The sequence below is a fragment of the Actinacidiphila guanduensis genome (assembly GCF_900103985.1).
In the GTDB taxonomy this organism is placed as follows: domain Bacteria; phylum Actinomycetota; class Actinomycetes; order Streptomycetales; family Streptomycetaceae; genus Actinacidiphila; species Actinacidiphila guanduensis.
In genome coordinates this window covers 309,953-327,393 of record NZ_FNIE01000007.1, presented here as the reverse complement: position 1 = coordinate 327,393, position 17,441 = coordinate 309,953, and the positions used below count along the sequence as shown (strand labels likewise).

Annotated in this window: 9 protein-coding genes; all 9 read right to left on the bottom strand. The window is 73.7% G+C overall.

All coding sequences use genetic code 11. The features are described from left to right. Positions 1 to 33: 33 nt before the first annotated feature. Complete coding sequence (locus BLR33_RS17625; RefSeq protein WP_245771473.1) at positions 34 to 2,193, bottom strand: hypothetical protein; 2,160 nt, start codon at positions 2,191 to 2,193, stop codon at positions 34 to 36. Between the two features lie 106 nt (positions 2,194 to 2,299). Further along, a complete protein-coding gene (locus BLR33_RS17620) occupies positions 2,300 to 3,796 on the bottom strand; it encodes a bifunctional cytidylyltransferase/SDR family oxidoreductase (protein WP_093785435.1) in 1,497 nt (498 codons plus the stop codon). Positions 3,797 to 4,061: 265 nt separating this feature from the next. After that, positions 4,062 to 5,507: a GTPase ObgE gene (obgE, locus tag BLR33_RS17615; RefSeq protein WP_093785434.1), complete on the bottom strand. Its 1,446-nt coding sequence runs from the start codon at positions 5,505 to 5,507 to the stop codon at positions 4,062 to 4,064. A 103-nt stretch (positions 5,508 to 5,610) separates the two neighbouring features. After that, positions 5,611 to 5,865 carry a 50S ribosomal protein L27 gene (rpmA, locus tag BLR33_RS17610; RefSeq protein WP_093785433.1) on the bottom strand — a complete coding sequence of 85 codons (255 nt, stop codon included), beginning with the start codon at positions 5,863 to 5,865 and terminating at the stop codon, positions 5,611 to 5,613. A 22-nt stretch (positions 5,866 to 5,887) separates the two neighbouring features. Next, positions 5,888 to 6,208 carry a 50S ribosomal protein L21 gene (gene rplU, locus BLR33_RS17605; RefSeq protein WP_093785432.1) on the bottom strand — a complete coding sequence of 107 codons (321 nt, stop codon included), beginning with the start codon at positions 6,206 to 6,208 and terminating at the stop codon, positions 5,888 to 5,890. 580 nt (positions 6,209 to 6,788) lie between these two features. Continuing rightward, a complete protein-coding gene (locus BLR33_RS17600) occupies positions 6,789 to 10,853 on the bottom strand; it encodes an Rne/Rng family ribonuclease (RefSeq protein WP_093785431.1) in 4,065 nt (1,354 codons plus the stop codon). A gap of 216 nt (positions 10,854 to 11,069) precedes the next feature. Beyond that, positions 11,070 to 11,864, bottom strand: coding sequence for a TIGR03936 family radical SAM-associated protein (locus BLR33_RS17595; RefSeq protein ID WP_093785430.1), 795 nt, complete (start codon positions 11,862 to 11,864; stop codon positions 11,070 to 11,072). A gap of 353 nt (positions 11,865 to 12,217) precedes the next feature. Then, entirely contained in the window at positions 12,218 to 12,775 is a 558-nt protein-coding gene (locus tag BLR33_RS17590) for a hypothetical protein (protein WP_093785429.1), read from the bottom strand. Positions 12,776 to 12,909: 134 nt separating this feature from the next. Beyond that, positions 12,910 to 17,235 carry a golvesin C-terminal-like domain-containing protein gene (locus BLR33_RS17585; protein WP_143031706.1) on the bottom strand — a complete coding sequence of 1,442 codons (4,326 nt, stop codon included), beginning with the start codon at positions 17,233 to 17,235 and terminating at the stop codon, positions 12,910 to 12,912. Positions 17,236 to 17,441: the final 206 nt, after the last annotated feature.

Below are 17,441 nucleotides of genomic sequence, written 5' to 3'. Positions count from 1 at the left end.
GACCCGCGGCCCCGCAGCGAGCATACCCGGGGGTCACCTGGTGTTCCCCTCCTGGACATCCGCGGCCAGCTCCTCGTCGGCGCGCCGCTCGGCGGCGTGCTGCTCCATTTCCGCACGTGCCTCGCCCTCCAGGAGGGAACCCGGGCCGGTTTCACCCGTCTGGCCCATGGCGGCCTGCTGCAGCAGCCGCACGTCGGCCTTCCGGGCGAGTTCGCGCACGGCCTCGGTGAAGCGCTCCAGGGAGGTGGGCTCGTCGGGGCCGAGCAAGTACTGCTTTATGTCGGCGCGCGCGCCGGTCAGCACGTCGCCGGCCGGGTCCACCACGGCCCGCACCAGCTCGCCGATCCGGCTCGCCTTGTTGTCCAGCACCAGCGCGGCCCGGGCGGCGGTGTTCTGCCGCTTGAACTCCTCCTCGCCGAGTTCGGCCGAATCGGTGATGGCGTAGGGCTTGCCGGTGGCCACGAAGTCCGAGACCACGCTGGAGATGTCCGAGACCAGGGCGTCGGACTCGTTGAAGCAGTCGTACAGGTGCGGCATCGGGCCGGTGACGACCTTGTGCTCCCAGGAGCTCAGCGAGCGCCAGTACGCCTCGTTCCAGCGTCGGCGCAGGTCGGCCAGCCGGGCGGTGAGCGCGGGGTCGGCCATCGAGTCGCGCGACATCACGGCCGGGTCGCCCTCGCTGGAGGTGCCCTGGACCGCCAGGGAGTCCAGCTCGGCCTGTACGGCGGTCAGCTGGGCCCTGGCCGCGGCCCGCTCCGCGGTGCCCTCGGCGACCCTGGCCGCCCACGCGGGGTCGGCGGCGCGCTTGGCGTTCGCCTCGGCGAGCACCGCGACGACCCTGTCGTGCGCCTGCTTGGCCCGGCGGTCCACAGTGCCGGTGAAGGGGTGCGGCTTGTAGAGCACCCGGACCGGGGTCGGGCTCTCCACCAGGTTGCGCACGATGTTGACGCCGGCCAGCAGCAGCGAGGTGTTGCCCGGGTCGTCGGTCCAGCCCTCCCAGGTGGGCGCGTACAGGATCGTCGGGATGCCGGTGGCGGCCGTGCCGTCCCAGGGCTCGATCCCGGCCAGCTGCGGGCGGCCGACCTCCACGATGTCCTCGTCGCGCACGCCGACGTCGGCCAGCGCGTACCGGTCGCGGCCCGCCTTGCCGGCCGTCCACACCTCGTCGTACGCCTTGCTGAACGGGTTGACGCTGGCGAGCTTGTCGCTGTCGCCGTGCCCGACGAAGACGTGCTTCATCGTGGGCACCCGCAGCAGGTGGATGTTCTTGCCGACGTTCGCCGGGTAGAGCGCCACCCGCACTGTGGACAGGTCCATGTTCATCAGGTGCACCGCGCCCGGCACGCACAGCACCGGCAGCGCGGTGTCGGCCAGTTGCAGGTGGATCGCCCGCTCGCGCAGGATCACCAGCGGCCGCTCGCCCTTCATCTCCGCCAGCGGCTCCAGCCACATGTTCACCTGGTACGCGGAGTCCGCGGAGCCGGAGAAGTACAGCACGGTCGTCGGCTTGTACGCCCGCAGCCAGCCGTCCATGAACTCCAGCGCCTTGGCCGCGTTCGCCGGGCGCCGCCGGCGCATCAGGTAGGGCGCGAGCGCAAGGGTGTAGAGCACGCCCAGGCCCAGCGTCAGCACGGTGCCGGTGTACGCGAACGCGACCGGCCCGCCGTGCGCGTACACCAGGAAGCCGATCACCGCGAAGACGTCCAGGTGCAGGATCTTCTCCGCGGCCCGCGACATCAGCAGGCTCGGCGGCGCGTCGGTGACCTTCAGTCCGGTCAGGTCGATGTTGCGGGTGTTGAAGGGCAGCTTGCGGCGGTTGCGGATCAGCGTGACCAGCGCCGCGTGCGGGGCCTGCATCCCGTAGAAGGCCAGGAAGCAGACGATCGCCGCCGAGAACACCCGGTCGTTGGCCAGGTTCATCTGGGCCAGCAGCAGCACCAGTGTCAGCTCGCGCAGCAGGAAGCGCACCGAGACGCCGGCGCGGGCCTTGCCGAGCCGGTTGATCAGGTAGGCGCGGCGCTGGTGCAGGAACCAGTCCGTGACATAGCTGACGGCTCCGGCCACGGCGAAGAACCAGAGGTTCGGCAGGGCCGCGGCCACCACCAGGCACGGATAGCTGAGCAGCATCAGCAGCGCCGCGGCGAGTTCGCCGGCGGTCTCCACACGAGCCAAGCGAACGGCGGTTGAAATCACGAGAGGGCTGCTCCTGTGCAATGTCGGGGTGATGCCATGGGAGAAACGGTGCAGCGGTGCGGGTGGGTGCGCGGTCGGTCCGGCGCGGTGGACGGCCTCGGGGCCGCTACTCCTCCTCGCCGCGGGCCAGCACCTGGGCCAGCGCGCGCTCGATGCCGCTGGCGCCGGCCAGGCCCTGCATCGGGTCCTCGCGGCGGACGTCCACCACGTGGCCGGTGAGCGGGGAGAGCAGGACGTCCAGCGAGGTGCGGGCGACCGCCTCGGAGGAGAGCAGGGTGCCGGCCGGCTCCTGCCCGAACGCCTTGGTGCGCATCGGGGTGGCGGTGCGCTCGGGGTTGACGCAGTTGACGCGGATGCCGTCGGCGGCCCACTCGTCGGCGAGCGCCTGGGTGAGGTTCACCATGGCCGCCTTGGTGGAGGAGTACAGGCTGTACTCGGCGCGGCCGCGGGTGTAGCTGCTGGAGGTGTAGAGCAGCAGCTGGCCGTGGCTCTCGGCGAGGTACTTGTGGGCGGCGCGGGCGATCTGCACCGGGGCCAGGTAGTTGACCCGCAGCGCCTCCTCGATGGTGGCGGTGTCGGTCTCGGCGAGCCGGCCGATCCGCAGCACGCCCGCGGTGTTGACCACGTAGTCCACCCGGCCGGTCTCCGCGTACGCCTGCGCCAGCGCCTCGTCCACCTGCTCGGGGTCCTCGACGTGGGTGCCCGTGGTGGAGCGGCCGAGCGCGAAGACCCGGGCGCCGTAGCCCTCGGCCATGGCGGCGAGGTCGGCGCCGATGCCGTAGGAGCCGCCGAAGACCACCAGGGTGCGGCCGGACAGCAGGTCGCGGTAGGCCGCCTCGTCGGACTGGCCGGGGGCGGCGGTGGAGGCGAGCTGGAAGAGCTTGTCGGCCATGAAGACGTCCACCGGGGTGGTCACCTTCATGTTGTGCTCCTCGCCCGGCACCACGTGGATCGGCACGTCGGGCAGGTACTTCAGGACCACCGAGCAGTCGTCGGTGGCCTGGAAGTTGGGGTCCTCACCGGCGATCTCGTAGGCCCGGCGGATGGTCGACAGGCGGAATGCCTGCGGGGTCTGGCCGCGGCGCAGCCGGGAGCGGTCGGGCACGTCCGTGATGAACTCGCCATCGCTGCCGTGGGTGCGGGTGACGATGATGGTGTCGGCCGAGGGGATCGCCACGTCCACCGCCTCGTAGCGGGCCAGCGCGGCCACGCAGTCGGCGATGACGCGCTGGGAGATCAGCGGGCGGACGGCGTCGTGGAAGAGCACGTTGCGCTCCTCGCCGGGCGCCAGGCCCTCGCTGAGCAGCGCGATGGCGCGCTCGGTCGTCTCGTTGCGGGTGCTGCCGCCCTCGACGACGCGGGTCACCTTCGTCAGGCCCGCCTTGGCGACGATCTTCTCGACCTCGGGCACGTAGCCGGGCGCCATCAGCACCATCACCTCGTCGATCGCCTCCGCTTCCTCGAAGACGGCGAGTGTGTGCTCGATCACGGCCTTGCCGGCGATCTTCAGCAGCTGCTTGGGAATCGACAGGCCGACCCGCTGCCCGGTCCCGCCGGCGAGGATGACGGCGGTCGTGCGGGTGGCGGCGAGTTGCTCGGACAAGGGGAAACCTACCTAGCGGCAATCGAGGGGTATCCGGATCGTCTCACCCCCGGTAACCGTCCTGCAAGGCGGGACCCCTCTGCCCGCAACCGTCCGTTCACCATCGCGTGGGACAGGTCGAACGCCTTCGCGTCGTGCCGGTGTGCGGCTGCCCGCAAGTGCGCAGGTGAACCCGGGAATACGGGAGAGGGCCGGCGCCGGCCGGCCCTCTCCCCGCGTGCCCCTCGCCGGGTACCGGTCGCTCCCGGGCGCCGGCCGGCGCGGCTCAGTCCTTGTCGAAGGGGTCGAAGTCGCGGAAGGCCGAGGCCGCCTCGTCGTGCTGGGCCTGGCGGTCGCGGCGGCGGGCCGCGGCCGGGCGGGGGGCGTCGAACCGGTGGTCCTCGCCGCGCCGGCCGAGCATCTCGGCGCCGGCCGCCAGCGACGGCTCCCAGTCGAAGACCACGGCGTTCTCGTCCGGGCCGATGGCCACGCCGTCGCCGGCCTTGGCGCCGGCCTTGACCAGCTCCTCCTCCACGCCGAGCCGGTTGAGCCGGTCCGCGAGGTAGCCGACCGCCTCGTCGTTGCTGAAGTCGGTCTGCCGCACCCAGCGTTCGGGCTTCTCGCCGCGCACCCGGAACAGCTCGCCGTCGCGGGTCACGGTGAACCCGGCGTCGTCCACGGCCTGCGGGCGGATCACGACCCGGGTGGGCTGCTCGGCGGGCCGGGCCGCGCGGGTCTCGGCGACGATCTCGGCCAGCGCGAACGACAGCTCGCGCAGCCCCTCGTGCGCGACCGCGGACACCTCGAAGACGCGGTAGCCGCGCGCCTCCAGCTCGGGCCTGACCAGCTCGGCGAGTTCGCGCCCGTCGGGCACGTCCACCTTGTTCAGGGCGACCAGCCGCGGCCGCTTCTCCAGGCCGCCGCCGTACGCGCGCAGTTCCTCCTCGATCATGTCGAGGTCGCTCAACGGGTCGCGGTCGGACTCCAGCGTCGCGGTGTCGAGCACGTGCACCAGCACCGAGCAGCGCTCCACGTGCCGCAGGAACTCAAGGCCCAGGCCCCGGCCCTGGCTGGCGCCGGGGATCAGGCCGGGCACGTCGGCGATCGTGTAGACGGTGGAACCGGCGGTGACCACACCGAGGTTGGGCACCAGGGTGGTGAACGGGTAGTCGGCGATCTTCGGCTTGGCCGCGCTCAGCACCGAGATCAGCGAGGACTTGCCGGCGCTCGGGTAGCCGACCAGCGCCACGTCGGCGACGGTCTTCAGCTCCAGCACGATGTCGCGGGCGACACCGGGCTCGCCGAGCAGTGCGAAGCCGGGCGCCTTGCGGCGGGCCGAGGCCAGTGCCGCGTTGCCCAGGCCGCCGCGGCCGCCCTGGCCCGCGACGAAGCTGGTGCCCTGGCCGACCAGGTCGGCGAGCACCTCGCCCTGGGAGTCGAGGACCACGGTGCCGTCGGGGACCGGCAGCACCAGGTCGGTGCCGTCCTTGCCGGAGCGGTTCCCGCCCTCGCCCGGCTTGCCGTTGGTGGCCTTGCGGTGCGGGCTGTGGTGGTAGTCCAGCAGCGTGGTGACGTCCTGGTCGACGACCAGGATCACATCGCCGCCGCGCCCGCCGTTGCCGCCGTCCGGCCCGCCGAGCGGCTTGAACTTCTCCCGGTGCACGGAGGCGCAGCCGTGCCCCCCGTTACCCGCGGCGACGTGCAGCTCGACGCGGTCCACGAAGGTGGTCATGGTGCTTCCTCCAGAAAATCACGGGTACAACGCGTTCGAGGGCGGCCCCGCCGCCCGGAGACCGGGGAACGGGTCCGCCCTCGAAGAGTTCCTGCGGCCTGCCTCAGGCGGCCGGAACGATGTTCACGACACGGCGACCGTGCTTGGTGCCGAACTCGACCGCCCCGGCGGACAGGGCGAACAGCGTGTCGTCCTTGCCGATGCCGACGCCCGCGCCCGGGTGGAAGTGGGTGCCGCGCTGGCGGACGATGATCTCGCCGGCGTTGACGACCTGGCCGCCGAAGCGCTTGACGCCGAGCCGCTGGGCGTTGGAGTCGCGGCCGTTCCGGGTGGACGACGCGCCCTTCTTGTGTGCCATCTCTCTGAGTCTCCCTCAGTCCTTACTTGGCGGCCGCGGGGATGCCGGTGATCTTCAGCGCTGTGTACTGCTGGCGGTGACCCTGGCGCCGGCGGTAGCCGGTCTTGTTCTTGTAGCGCAGGATGTCGATCTTCTGGCCCTTGTGGTGGTCCACGATCTCGGCCTCGACCTTGATCCCGGCGAGCACCCACGGGTCGCTGGTGACAGCCTCGCCGTCCACGACGAGCAGCGTCGAGAGCTCGACCGCGTCGCCGACCTTGCCGGTGGGGATCCTGTCAACCTCGACGATGTCGCCGACGGCCACCTTGTGCTGGCGGCCACCGCTACGCACGATCGCGTACACGCGGAACTCACTCTCTCGCTCGATTCGGACCCCCGATGCCAGCGGCTCGTCGTCCTCAGGGTGAGCCGCCTCTCCCGGCGGGGCCGGGAGGAAGGTGCTCGGGGGAAGGGCGCGGTCAGCGCCGAAGCTCCAATTTACCACGCCGGGTACGCCCCGCTTCCCTCGCCCCCGAGGACGGCAACCCGCCGCAGGGGCGCCCCCGCTTCCCTCGCCCCCGAGGACGGCAACCCGCCGTAGGAGCTCTCCCGTGTTCCCGGCCGCACGCCGGATCGGGCTGGTCGCGCAGTTCCCCGCGCCCCTGAAAACCTTGCCCTGCGCGCTCATCCAAGGGCCGGCCTGCGGCCGGGAACGGCGAGGTGCGGGCAGACGGGTCGCCGTTCTTGGGGGCGCGGGGAACTGCGCGCCAAGCCCAGGACCGGCCTGGCGGCCGGAGACGGCGGGGCGGGGCAGACGAGTAGCCGTTCTTGGGGGCGCGGGGAACTGCGCGCCCAGCCCAGGACCGGCCTGGCGGCCGGAGACGGCGGAACCCCGGCGGCGGGGGGCGGGGGGTACCCCGCGGCTGGGGCACCCCCCGCCGCCGCTATTCAGCCACCGCGGCCCTCTTCGCCGTCTTCTTGGCGGCAGCCTTCTTCGCCGGCGCCTTGCGCGCGGCCCGCTTCTTGGGCTCGGGCTCGGCCTTGGCGGAAGCCTCCTCGGTGGTGGCCGGGACGACCACCACCGCGGCCTCCTCCGCGGCGGGCGCGCCCGCGGGCGCGGAGACGCTACGGGTGGCCCGGCGCCGGGTGCGGGCCGGCGGCTCGGTGGAGACGGCCGGCTCCGGCTCGGCGACGACCGCGGCGGCCGGCTCCGCGGCGGCGACCACGACGACCTCGGCGTCGGCCGCCGGCGGGGCACCCGCGGGCGCGGTCACCTTGCGGGTGGCGCGGCGCCGGGTGCGCGCGGGCGGCTCGGTGGAGACCACCGGCTCGGCCGGCGACGCCGGCTGCTCGACCTCGGGCTCGCTGACGGGTACGACCACCACGGCCGGCTCCGGCTCGTGGTCGGCCGCGGGCGGCGCGCCCGCGGGAGCCGTGGCCTTGCGGGAACCGCGCCGACGGCCGCGCCGGGAACCGTTCGCCGCGGCCTCGGCCTCGGCGGCGCTGCCGAACCACTCCTCCTCGGGGTCGCCCACGGCCGGCACCAGGTCCGACTCGCCGATCTCGATCGGCTCCAGCTCGGGCAGTTCCTCGGCCTCCGAGAGCACCTCGGCGGCCGTCTCGTGCTCGTGCTCCTCGTGGCTCCCCGCGACCTCGGCCACCTCGTGGTCGTGCTCGCCCGCACCGCCGCGGCGCCGCTTGCGCTTGCCGCCGCCCCCGGTGGTCGTCGCCTGGTCCATGTGGACGATGACGCCCCGCCCGTTGCAGTGCACGCACGTCTCGGAGAAGGACTCCAGCAGCCCCTGCCCGACCCGCTTGCGGGTCATCTGCACCAGGCCGAGCGAGGTGACCTCGGCCACCTGGTGCTTGGTCCGGTCCCGGCCCAGGCACTCCAGCAGCCGCCGCATCACCAGGTCGCGGTTGGACTCCAGCACCATGTCGATGAAGTCGATCACGACGATGCCGCCGAGGTCGCGCAGCCGCAGCTGGCGGACGATCTCCTCGGCCGCCTCCAGGTTGTTGCGGGTGACGGTCTCCTCCAGGTTGCCGCCCTGCCCGGTGAACTTGCCGGTGTTGACGTCGACCACGACCATCGCCTCGGTCTTGTCGATCACCAGCGAGCCGCCCGAGGGCAGCCACACCTTGCGGTCCAGCGCCTTGAGCAGCTGCTCGTCGATCCGGTACGTGGCGAACACGTCCGTCTCGGAGGTCCACCGCGACAGCCGGTCCACCAGGTCGGGGGCGACGTGCGCGACGTAGTCGTGCACGGTCTGCCACGCCTCGTCGCCGCTGACGATGACCTTGGAGAAGTCCTCGTTGAAGATGTCGCGCACCACGCGGACCGTCATGTCCGGCTCGCCGTACAGGAGGGTCGGCGCGTTGCCGGTCTTGGCCTTGCGGCGGATGTCCTCCCACTGCGCCTGCAGGCGCTCGACGTCGCGGCGCAGTTCGTCCTCGCTGGCGCCCTCGGCCGCGGTGCGCACGATCACGCCCGCGTCCTCGGGGACGATCCTCTTCAGGATGGACTTCAGCCGGGCCCGCTCGGTGTCGGGCAGCTTGCGGCTGATGCCGGTCATCGAGCCCTCGGGCACGTACACCAGGTAGCGGCCGGGCAGCGAGACCTGGCTGGTCAGGCGGGCGCCCTTGTGGCCGATCGGGTCCTTGGTGACCTGCACCAGCACCGACTGGCCGGACTTCAGCGCGGACTCGATCCGGCGCGGGCCGCCGGACAGGCCCAGCGACTCGAAGTTGACCTCGCCCGCGTACAGCACGGCGTTGCGGCCCTTGCCGATGTCGACGAAGGCGGCCTCCATCGACGGCAGCACGTTCTGCACCTTGCCGAGGTAGACGTTGCCGACGTACGAGGTCGCCTGCTCCTTGTTGACGTAGTGCTCGACCAGGACGTTGTCCTCGAGGACACCGATCTGGGTCCGCTCGCCGTTCTGCCGCACCACCATGACGCGCTCGACCGCCTCGCGGCGGGCCAGGAACTCGGCCTCGGTGATGATCGGCACCCGGCGGCGGCCCTGCTCGCGGCCCTCGCGGCGGCGCTGCTTCTTGGCCTCCAGGCGGGTGGAGCCCTTGATGGACTGCACCTCGTCCACACCGGTGCCGCCCTCCAGGCGGGAGGCGCGCGGCTCGCGCACCTTCACCACGGTGCGCTCCGGGTCGTCGGCGGCGGCGCCGTCCGGCTCACCGGCGTCCGAGCCGCGGCGACGGCGGCGGCGCCTGCGGCGGCTGCTGGAGGAGGAGCCGGCCTCGGCGTCCTCGTCGTGCTCCTCGTCGGCGTCCTCGGCCTCGCCCTGCCCGCCGTCCTCGGCGTCCTGATCGTCCTCGGCGGCGGACTCGCCCTCGTGCTCGGCGGACTCACCCCGACGGCGACGGCGACCGCCGCGGCGGCGCCGGCGGGACGGACGGTCCTCGCCGTGCTCGGCGTCGACCTCCTCGACGTCCTCGGGCTCCTCCTCGGTCTCGGCGTCCTGCGCGGACTCGACCTCGGGCTCGTCGGCGACGGTGGTCACCTGGTCCGCGGCGGCGCGGCGGCGCCGGCGGCGGCGCGGGGTGCGCTCCTCGGCCTCGGCGTCCTCGGTCTCCGTGTCGGTGCCGGCCTCGGCGGCCGGTTCGGCCACGGGGGCCTCGGGCGCCTGGAAGACCGGGGCCTGGAAGACGGCGGTGGCCGGGCGGGTCGCCCTGCGGCGGCCGCGCGGAGGCGCGCCCTCCTCGGTGCGGACCTCGATGGTCAGCGACGCGGCCGGGAGGCCGAACGCGGTGGACAGCGCCTGGGCGGCGTCGGCGGTGGCCTCCTCGACGGTCTCGCCGTAGCCGCGGATCTCGTAGGCGCCGTCGATCTCGACGGCCCAGCCGTCGCCGTCGGGCAGCGCCCGGCCGGTGTACTCGGTCTGCCCGGCGTCGGGCTGCGGCTCCTCGTCCCGGGGCGCGAGGGCGCCGGGCTTGAGCCGCCGCGAGCCCTCGCCGGCGGAGAACGTCGGCACGGGCGGGGCCTGACGGGTCCGGCGCCGCGAACGGCCGCTCGCGGCGGGCTCCTCTTGTGCGGGGGCTTGTGCGGGGGTGGCGGGGGCCTCGGCGGCGGGCGTCTGGGCGGCTGCCTCCTCGGCGGGAGCGGGCGCGGCCGCCTTGCGCGTGGCACGGCGCCGGGTACGGGCGGGAGCGGCGGGCTCCTCCGCGGCACCGGGGGCCTCAGCGGCCGGCGCCTCGGCCGGGACCGCCTCAGTGGGCGCGGCGGGCGCGGCCTCTTCGGCGGCGGCGGGCGGGCCCGCGGGGGCGGCGGCCTTGCGGGTCGCCCGGCGGCGGGTGCGCGCGGGAGCGGGCTCCTGCGCGGCGGGCGCCTCGGGGGCGGCCTCGGAAGTCGCCGCGGGGGCGGGCTCCGCGACCGGCTCGGCCGCGGCCGCCTCCTCGGCGGGAGCCGGCGCGGCCGCCTTGCGCGTGGCACGACGCCGGGTACGGGCGGGAGCGGCGGGCTCCTCCGCCGCGGCGGGGGCCTCGGCGGCCGGCGCCTCGGCCGGGACCGCCTCAGTGGGCGCGGCGGGCGCGGCCTCCTCGGCGGCGGGCGCGGGCGTGGCGGTCTTGCGCGTGGCACGGCGGCGCGGCTTCGCGGGCGCCTCGGCCTCGGAGGCAGCGGGCTCGCCGGCGGGCTCGGCGGCCGGCGCGGCCGCGGGCTCGGCAGGTGCGGCCGCGGCGGTCTTGCGGGTCGTACGGCGGCGCGGCTTCGCCGGGGCCTCGGCCTCGGCGCTCTCCGGAGTGCTCTCCGGCGCCTCGGTGGCCGCCGCGGCGGTCTTGCGGGTGGCGCGGCGGCGCGGTTTGGCAGGTGCCTCGGCCTCGGCGGGCTCGGCGGCGGGCGCCTCGGCCTGCGCCTCTTCGGCGGCGGCCGGCGGTCCGGCCGGGCGTGAGGCGGCGCGCCGGCGGCGGCGCGGGGCTGCGGTCTCGTCGGCCGCGGCGGTCTCGGTGGTGTCCGGGGTGTTCCCGGTGGTGGTCGGCTCGTTCTCGGGCATTCGGGCAGTGCTCCCGTCGTGCTCCCGGGCGCCGGGCCTGGTCCGGGGCCTGCGGGCCGCTTGGATTCGCGGCCGGCCGCCGGGGGCGCGGGCGCCGCACGGGAGCTTGCTGTCTGGCTCGTCGGCACCCGGTGGGCCGCCGACGAAAGTCTCAAGTGGTCAGCGCCGCCGGACCCGGGTGGCTCCCGGTGCGTCGGCGACGCGTCGACGCCGTACCTAGGCGGAACCGGCCGGTACCGCCACGGCGTCGCGATCGGGCGCGAGCGGGTCGGTGACCGTGCCGGACTCCTCGTCGAGCGGCCCCTGCGCCAGCCTGGTCACCGCAGCGGGGACCGGCGGCGCGAGGCCGGCCGCCGCGCGGAGGCCGGACAGTACGTCGTCGGGCCGTACGGCAGGTGTCAGATGCCGCACAACCAGCCGCAGTATCGCACAGGCGCCGTCCTGCGGCCCATCGGCACCCTGTTCGGTGTGTTCGGTGTGTCGGTCGACGAGCGGGTGGGCCGCGCCGGACTCCTGGGGATCGACCACCTCGAGCCGCGTCACCGCGGCCCGGCAGTCGAAGGTGCGCGTCCCGTTCTTGGTGCTGCGCTGTACTTCCACGCTCTCCGCCGCCAGGAACGCCGCGGCGGCGTCCTTGGCCTCCTGCGGTGTCACGCCGTCCAGCCGCAACTGCCAGACCGACGCCTCCAGGCGCTCGGCGAGGCCCGAGGTGCGGGCCTCCACGGCGTCGATCACGTCCAGGCCCGGGGGCAGCGACGCGTCGAGCATCGCCCGCAGCGGCTCGATGTCCCGCGCGGCCGCGAGCGCGATCTCCAGGTACTCCGCCTCGCTGGCGACGCCGGTGGGTGCGGCGTTCGCGTACGAGACCTTGGGGTGCGGGGTGAACCCGGCCGAGTACGCCATCGGCACCCCGGCACGGCGCAGCGCCCGCTCGAACGCGCGCTGGAAGTCCCGGTGGCTGGTGAACCTCAGGCGGCCGCGCTTGGTGTAGCGCAGTCGGATGCGCTGCACCGCTGGTGCCGGCGGCGGGCCTTCGGGCTGTCGCTTCCCCAGTGTCCTTCAGTCCTTCGTCTCTGCCCGGCCGCCGGCCGCCGGTCCTCGTACGTGCGCGGCGGACCGGTGGCGCGCCCGCCCGCCGGCCCCGGGATTCGTTCCGGGACGCGTGCGGCGCGGCCGTCCGGTGCGCGGCCCCGGTCGGCTCCTCCGGTGCGCTCGCTGCTCCCGCCGCGCGCCTGGCCGGCGCGCCCGGGAAACTCCTACCCGACCAAGGTTACGCCGTGCGGCAGCACCCACACACCGCCTTCCCCAGCCCTGTGGACAACCTGCACGCGCCCCTCCCCCGGCGCACCGCGTGCCCGGCGCGCTCAGCCGCGCCCGTCCCGCCCGCTCGCGCCGGCCGCGGCGGTGAGCAGCAGCAGGACGACCCCGGCGGCGATGCCCGCCCAGCCGCCGAGGGTGGGGTAGCCGTGGCCGCGGTCCGCGGTGGGCGGCACCGCGACGCCGCAGGCGCCCAGCAGCAGCGGCGGCAGCGCCGCGTACACCCCACCCCGCGCGCGGCCCTGCCACAACCGCACCGCGCCGAGCAGGCCGAGCACGCCCGCGACCAGCCAGGCGCCGAGCGCCTCGGGAACGAAGAAGAGCAGCGCGAAAGCCGCCGGGAAGACGGCGGTGTAGCAGCCGAGCAGCAGCACCGCGAGGACGAACGGCGGCCGCCAGGCGCGCCCGGCGCGCGGCGGCGCGAGGTTCAGCAGCAGCGCGGCGCCCAGCCCGCCGAGCACCAGGGCGGCACCCAGCCACCACACGAAGAGCGGGTCGGGGGCGGTCAGCGCGCCGGGCCGGCCGGACAGCACCGCCGAGGCCGCGCCCACCATCGCGATTCCCACGGCGGCGGCCCCCACCGTACGCACGTCCAGCGCTCGCACCGCAGTCCCTCCCCGGGGCGGTCCCGCCGCCCCGGCCATCGTATCCGGGCGGGCCGCGAGGCCCGGGCGGCGGTGTGCGCCGGCCGGACCCCGCGGTGTCGTGCACCATCAGCGCGTCAGCTGTGTCCCGGCGGTCAGGTGCCGTCGCAGAACTCGGCCGCCTTGGGCCGGCCGACCGGGAAGTTCTCCGGCAGCGCCTGGATCTCCCACGGGTTGCCGCCGTTGCCGCGCAGGTCGACCGCGCACAGCCCGTAGGCGTTCTGGTCCGGGTCCCCGGTGATGCCGGGGATGTTCGAGAACAGCGCGAAGTCGCCGCGCTGCACCGGCCCCGAGGACGGGTGCCCGCTCTCGTCGACCTGGTGCCCGTCCAGGTACAGGTACATGTCGGGCATGTAGCTCTGGAACACCAGGCCCATCGTCGGACTGTCGTCGATGTCGTCGGTGGCGTGCGTCGGCTTCACCGTGCCGTCCGCGCAGAACGCCATGCTGACGTCCTGCCAGATCGGCGGGGCCATGTTGAAGAACGAGCCGAGGAGCTTGCCCTCGGTGACGGACGCCTTCTTGAAGAAGAGGTTGTACATGTCGCCCGCCGCATCGGCCACCTCCTGCGGTACCTGCCCGATGAGCGCCAGCGAGTAGAGCTTGTTCACCCAGGCGCTGAGGTTGGCGTCGGTGCTGTCCTGGGCGTCGAGCATCCGGTAGCCGAGGCTGCCGCCGCTGACGATCTTGGTGTCCAGGCAGGTGCCGGAGCTGTCGATCCCGTCGTTCTGCACCCGCTCCACGTACGCCTGCCCCGGAGTGACCCCGGTGGCCAGCGGGTTCGCCACGTAGCCGGTGGCACCGTAGCTGTTGGGGTCGGTGCCGGTGAACGACAGGTCGGGCAGGGTGACCCCGAGGCTGCCGTAGTCGGAGACCGTGGCGTGCACGAAGTCCAGCACGAACTGCGCCAGGTCGGTGTTCCCGGTCCGGTCGGTGTCGGTGACCTGCTCGCTGCCGGGGACGATCTTCCCGTCCGGGCCGGTCACGTACTGGGCGTCGATGTGCGTCTTGATCTTGTACGAGCTGTCATCGGTGAAGGAGTTGTCCGGGTCGATCGTGCTGGGCGGCGTGGGGTTGGAGAAGCCCATCCAGTCCGCCTGCGAGGGCGAGTTGCCGGGATCGGTGCCCGCCGCCTCCACCTGGGCGCTCCACGCGCTCGCGGCGGAGGCGACCGCGGGGCCCACGCAGGAGCCGGTGCGGGTGCCGGACACGCAGACGGGGAAGTTGGTCAGGCCGGTCAGCGAACCGCTGTTGTCCCACGTGCGGCCGCCGGCCGTCACCGAGTGCGCCCAGTCGTAGAGCGTGCCCCGGTTGCGCATCGGGCTGTCGATCTGGCTCGGCGTGGAGGTGTCGAGGTCGATGTCGCTGGGGAAGATCGACACCGCGTCGAAGGTGTGGTGCTGCCAGGTGCCCTGGAACGGCACGAACGCCAGCGCGTCGTAGGCCACGTCGGTGTCACCGGAGGAGCCGTCGCCGGTGACGTTGGTCAGCGTCACCGAGGCGCCGGTGCCCAACTGGAAGTAGCCGACGGTGACCCAGCCGTTCGTCACGCTGTCCTGGTTCACCTCCCGGGAGAAGTGGTGCCCCGCGCCGTCGTCGACCTGGTAGAGCGCCGACTTCGTCTTACTGCCGAGGAACGGCATGTACGCCTTCACCTGGTACAGCCGCGTCGGCAGGCTGGTGGGCTTCCAGGTGCCGGTGGTCTCCAGCAGGTTGTCCCAGTTGTTCGGCTCGCGCCCGTGCGAGAACCAGTAGTGCCCGTCGAACCCACCGCCGATCTCCCACAGGTCCTCCCGGGACTCGTAGTGCCCCTCTTCGTCCTCCGGGAAGGAGAAGGTGAAGGTGCCCTGGTCGGCGAAGGTGTTGACCGGGCAGCGCGGCTCCGGCGTCCCGGACGGCACATCGTCCACCACGACAGACCCCGACGGCAGGGCGGAGGTGTCGCACGGCGGCGGTGCCGGGTTCGCCCGGCCCGGCTCGTGCCGCAGCGTCACGTACCGGATCTGCCCGTGGCCGCAGGACGACGAGCAGTCCGGCTTCCAGGTCGCCGACGCGTGCCACCAGTGCGGGGTGTCGCAGTCGGGGTCGCCACTGTGGTCGACCTCGCAGGTGGGCGGGTCGTTGATGTCGCAGTCGTTGACGCCCGTGGCGCAGAAGGTCGCGATCGGCGGCTTCACCTGGCTGCGCTGCAGGTCGGTGGTCCACCAGGCGGCCGCGTAACCCGCGCTGCCGTACCCCGGGTCGCCCTTCTGCTGCTCGTTGCCACTGTCGTCGTAGGAGTGGCCGGTGTCGATCGGCCAGGCACCCCAGCCTTCGACCTTCTCCTCGTAGGGCCACTGCTGCGGCTTCGCAGCGTCGGAGTAGCTGTTGCCGTCCAGGAACGGGTGGCGGGTGCTCGGGTAGATCGGGTTCGCCGGGTTGTTGTACCAGCCCAGGCCCCAATTGCTCGCCGTGCCGGGCGCGTTGAAGCCGGAGTTGTAGTCCCAGACGGCCGCGAACCAGTTCTCCATCTTCGACGGGTCGTCGTCGTTGATCGCCAGGTGCACCGAGGAGGTGTGCAGCTCGTTCCACTTCTGGGCCAGCAGCCGGGCCGCGTAGGCGATGTTGGCCGTGTAGTCCAACGCGAGGGCGCGCTGCTGGTCGGCCGGCAGGGCGGTCTCGCCGGGCTTGGTGCGGCCGGCCAGCCGCATGCCGTCGGTGACCTGGCCGACGCCGTAACCGCAGTCGGACTTGTCCCAGTCCACCTTCCAGATCCGGTCCGGGTCGTAACCCGCGGTGCCCGCGTAGATGTTGGTGCCGTAGAAGTTCCCGATCAGCGGGTCGCCGAACTCGCCGGGATCGGCGTGCGAGGTGGCCTGCCACAGGTTGGACTCCTGGGCGAGGATGCCCAGGAGCACCTGGGACGGTATCTGCCCGCCGGTGTTCAAGTCCGGCAGCGGGAACATCCCCTGCGGGTCCACGGACGTGCCCAGCCCCTCGGCGCTGCGCCAGCTCTGCTGCTCCAGGTAGCCGGAGGTGAGGTCCTTGCGCACGGCCATGTCGACGGCCCACTCGACCTGGTTGGGCGTGGGCTGCAGGGCCATCGCGGCCGGGTCGTTGCGCGCGATCGAGCAGGAGCGGTCGGCATCGACGGTCGAGGAGGACGTGGCCGCGGAAGCCGCCTGCGCGTGCGCCTTGTCCGCGCCTGCCAGCGAGGGCGAGGTCGCCGCGCCCGAGGCCGCCCCGGCGGTCGGCGCCACCTGGGCGGAGAAGTCCAGGTCGGCGCCCGTGGCGGTGACGGTGGCCCGGAGGGTGGCGTGCCCGGCGGTCGGCGCGGGGCCGGTCGCCGCCGAGGATCGGTCGGCCACGTGCGTGTGCAGGCCGGGCGTCACCGCGTCCCTGACGGCCAGGCCGCCCTCGGTGGACAGGTCGGCCTGCGGGTCGGCCGCGACCCGCGCCACCTGGGCGGGCAGCTTGGCGGTCGTCTTCGGGGTGCCGGTCAGGAACACCCGGCCGTCGGCGGCCGGTGCCAGGCCGATCGTGCCGACCGCACCCGTGGCGAGCGTGGTCGTGTGCCCCGCGTGCACCCGGTGGGCCCGCTCCTCGCGGCCGCTGCTGTCGAGGAAGTCCACGCCGCCGCCCTTGTCGGCGCGGATGCCGTACGGGGTGCCGCTCGCGGTCGCCACCGAACTGGTCCTGCCCGTACGGGAGATGCTGACCACCTTGTTGCCGGACGCGGCCAGCAGGCGGTCCCCGTCCGGCACCGCGGAGGTGATCTCGCCGTCCAGGGTGGCGGTCGAGCGGGTCGCGCCGCGGGTGTCCACGGTCATTACGCGGGTGCGGTCGTCGGTGAGCTGGGTGATCGCGGCGGTGTGGGCGACCGGGTCGCAGGAGGGGTCGAAGTAGGCCAGCGAGGCGTTGGCGGCGAGCTTGTGCACCTTGCCGGTGTCGAGGTCCACGATCGCGGTGAACGCCCCGCGCTCCATGAGCTCCTGGGCGTCGGCGAACTCCCGCGGCGCGTAGACCACGACGGCGTGCGAGCGGTCGGCGAGGCAGAAGTTGCCGGTCCAAAGGTCGCTGTCGAAGCCCGGCTCCACCAGGGTGGTGACGGTCCGCCAGCGGTACGCCTTGCTGCTGTCGGCGGCCAGGACGTGCACGCCGTCGCTGTCGGGAGCGAGGGTGACGGCGCGGTCGGCCGAGGTGCGCCAGCCCTTGGGCAGGTCCTTGCCGGCGTCGGTGACGTGGTCGGGAGCGCCGTGCGAGGCGGTGTTCGAGGTCGCGGGGGCCTTCTTGGCGTCGCCGTCGCCGGAGCCGGCGGCCTTGGTGCCGCCGCTCGCCGTGGCGGCGGGCGCGGCGAGCAGCCCCGCGGCCATGACAGCGGTGCACAGCGCGGCGATGCGGAGTCTGCGGCGGCGCCGGGGCCGCCGCGGTGGAGGGAACATGCCGAGTGCCTTTCGTCGGTGGGGACGCCGCCCGGCCCGGTTTCCCCCGGCGCGCCACCGGAATTGCGGGACCTGCGGGCAGCGCTTTTCACATCCCCTTATGGGAAAAGGCAGCGGAAAGCGCAGTGGAAGGACGGCGGAATTTCACGCGCACACACCTGGCAAGGACACGCGGACACTCTTGGAAGAAATCGGTGACCGCGATT